This window comes from Gemmatimonas sp. (assembly GCF_041689975.1).
GTDB lineage: Bacteria > Gemmatimonadota > Gemmatimonadetes > Gemmatimonadales > Gemmatimonadaceae > Gemmatimonas.
Window position 1 is genome coordinate 1 of the sequence record NZ_JBDNFF010000125.1, and the last position, 2,820, is coordinate 2,820.

Here is a 2,820-nt window from a genome sequence, read left to right on the forward strand (position 1 = left end):
CTCGCCACCACCATCGCGTCGAAGCCGCCTGTTGCCATGCGATACACGAAGACGCTGCTGAGGCGAGCAGCAGACACGAGCTTCGACGACGTGCTCGACGCGGCGGCCGACACCCAAGCGATCCTTCATGGAACCGAAGAGCACCGACTCGCGATCGAATCGTTCCTCGAAGCACAGGAGCGACGAGCCCGATGACCGACGACCATGCGCCTGCAGCGCTCAGTCTCAGCGACAGCGAGATCGGCGGCTCGATCGATCTGCCCGCAATGACCGACGAGCTACTCCTCGCCTTTGCCGACCTCGGATCAGGGACTGCCGTTTCGACCTTACGGGTGCGGGCGCAACTCGACGACCTCGATGTCAGCGCCATGTCGGCCTACTACCCACGGCGAAGCGTCGGCGGGGGAAAGCTCTACGTGAACTCTCCACGCGGACGCGGATTCATCATCGTTCTCTTCGCCGACGACGGTCAGCTGCTCGCATCGTTCTCCGGAAGCGTGATCACGGCGGCTCGTACCGCCGCAACTACCGGGATCGGCGTCCGACTCCTTGCACCGCCTGATAGCCACACCGCTGCACTGTTCGGCACAGGCGAACAAGCATCGTGGCTGGCCCAGGTGCTCATGCAGGAGATGGATCTACGAGATCTCCGAATCGTGGGCAGATCCCAACACAAAGCCGACGCTCTCGCACACTGGGCAACGTCGAACGGGATACCGGCACGCGTGACCGACGCTCACACAGCCATCACCGATGCTGATGTTGTCGTCACGGCCACTGCCGCATACGAACCTGCCTTCGACGGTTATTGGCTGACCGAGGGAGCGCTTGTGGTCGGCGTGGGATCGACCAAGCCTTATCGACAGGAGTTGGACCTCAAAACCGTCCGGCGCGCGTCTCTGATCGGCTCCGACTCAGCGCAGGGCGCAACCACCGAGGCTGGCGACCCCATACATGCGGCCGAGCACGACGGATTCGCCTGGTCGCGCGTCGTGGGCCTAGGTGGGCTGGTGTCAAAGGGCGTGATTGTTTGGTCGCGGCGAAGGCCGAAAGACACCACCCTCCAGGATCGCCGTAGAGGGGATATCCACAGCCGGACGAGAAAAAGTGGCCGGCCTTATGATGCGTTCAAAGTAGAATTTCGGCTCGGACACGAAAGACACCAGCCACCTAGAAGAGGCAATGACCGGCACGATGGCCAAGGACGCCTCTTTCAACCGGGCGTGGGCGACGGGCAAACTCGAACGGCACCACTTCGCGAAATGGGCGACAAATGGTCGTGATTGATTCACAGGTCCACTGCTACGAGCGCGATTCTCCTACCCGGCCCTGGGCGTCCATGCTCCACGGTCCGCCCGAGGTGACCGGAGACGACATGGTTGCTGCCATGAACGATGTGGGCGTAGACGGCGCGATCCTGGTGTCGCCGTGGACTCTCTACGGTTTCGATGCGAGCTATGCGATCGAGGTCCACGCCGACCACCCGACCCGATTCGGTTTGGTGAAGCCAATCGACACGACCGCCCCAGACGTGCGTCATGTGGTGGCGGACTGGGCCTCGACCAGTGGCGCAGTGGGAGTGCGGATCATGATGGTGGGAGATGTATGGGCCCAACCCGACCAGCCGGGCATCGATGCGGTGCTTTCTACAGCAGGGCGGGTCGGTCTGCCAGTGAATTTGCTGTGTTGGGGCAGGATAGGGGTCGCCGCCGAGTTGGCGCGGCGCCACGCCGATACCCAACTTGTAGTCGATCATCTCGGGATTATTCAGCCGTTTACGCCCCCGGTCCCGCAAGATCCTTGGGCCGATTTGCCCGCCGTGACCGAACTCGCCAAGTTTCCGAACGTCGTGATCAAGTTGACCGGGGCCTGCACCCTTTCCCAGACGCCATTCCCGTACCCGGACTTATGGGATCCGCTAGCCCGGCTCTTCGATGACTTTGGGATTGAGCGCTGCATGTGGGGTACGGATTGGACCCGGGCCGTTGAGCTTCTTACCTACCGACAGGGCGTAGAGGCCTTTGCCCTCACTGACCGGCTCAGCGAGAACGAAAGGCAGTTGCTGATGGGCAACACGGCGGCGCGGGTCTATCGCTGGGAGCCCGGAGGCTGACTCTGCTCAACCCTCGACGGGCCCGATAACGTCCCCGCCAGGTGGGGCCAGATCAGCCCCGGGCGGATTCGGGGGGTCGTGGCTACACCCCAGCATGATCGGGTGTGTTCGATGCCGAAGAAGAACTGGAAGCGTGGACCTATGCCGTTGACGGCGAAACGGGACTTGTACGTTCGGTTGATGAGCCAAGGAATGCAGAACAGCGCAGCGTGCAGGCAGGTCGGCGTGAACCGCAAGACAGGGCAGCGGTGGCGGCTCGGTCGGATCGTGAACGACGCGAAGCGTGGCGAGTACCGCTACGACCCGATCGTGCCAACAGGATCGGCGGCGACGGGGTCCGGGCGTTACTTGTCCGACCAGGAACGAATCGTGATCGCTGATGGGATCCGAGCTGGTCGTTCGATGCGGTCGATTGCTGGCGAGTTGGGACGCAGCGTGTCGACGGTGTGCCGTGAGGTTCTGCGCAACGCCGAAGTCTCGGGTGAGTACCGGCCGCACGCCGCTCAACAGAGGATGCTGACGCGTCGCCCGCGACCCAAGCTGCGGCGCTTGGCGATCAACGCCGAGTTGTGCGGGTTGGTGCAGGACCGGCTCGACAAGCGGTGGAGTCCGGAGCAGATCTCCAACAGTCTTCGCGTCGAGCAACCCGATCGCGAGGACCTGCACCTGGCGCCGGAGTCCATCTACCAGGCGATCTACGAACCGTC

Annotated in this window: 3 protein-coding genes and 1 pseudogene; all 4 read left to right on the forward strand. The window is 63.0% G+C overall.

All coding sequences use genetic code 11. The features are described 5' to 3' along the window. A pseudogene (locus ACESNG_RS08490) lies at positions 1 to 195 on the forward strand (enoyl-CoA hydratase/isomerase family protein); the annotation flags it as partial. Continuing rightward, entirely contained in the window at positions 192 to 1,283 is a 1,092-nt protein-coding gene (locus tag ACESNG_RS08495; protein WP_373068567.1) for a hypothetical protein, read from the forward strand. The pseudogene ACESNG_RS08490 and the gene ACESNG_RS08495, both read left to right, overlap by 4 nt. Further along, the gene (locus ACESNG_RS08500; protein WP_373068569.1) at positions 1,274 to 2,113 is read left to right on the forward strand and encodes an amidohydrolase; all 840 of its coding nucleotides are present in this window, start codon (positions 1,274 to 1,276) and stop codon (positions 2,111 to 2,113) included. The genes ACESNG_RS08495 and ACESNG_RS08500 overlap by 10 nt, the downstream gene beginning before the upstream one ends. A gap of 180 nt (positions 2,114 to 2,293) precedes the next feature. Continuing rightward, positions 2,294 to 2,820 (forward strand): transposase (locus tag ACESNG_RS08505; RefSeq protein ID WP_373068571.1); only part of this gene is annotated, 527 nt, incomplete at its 3' end.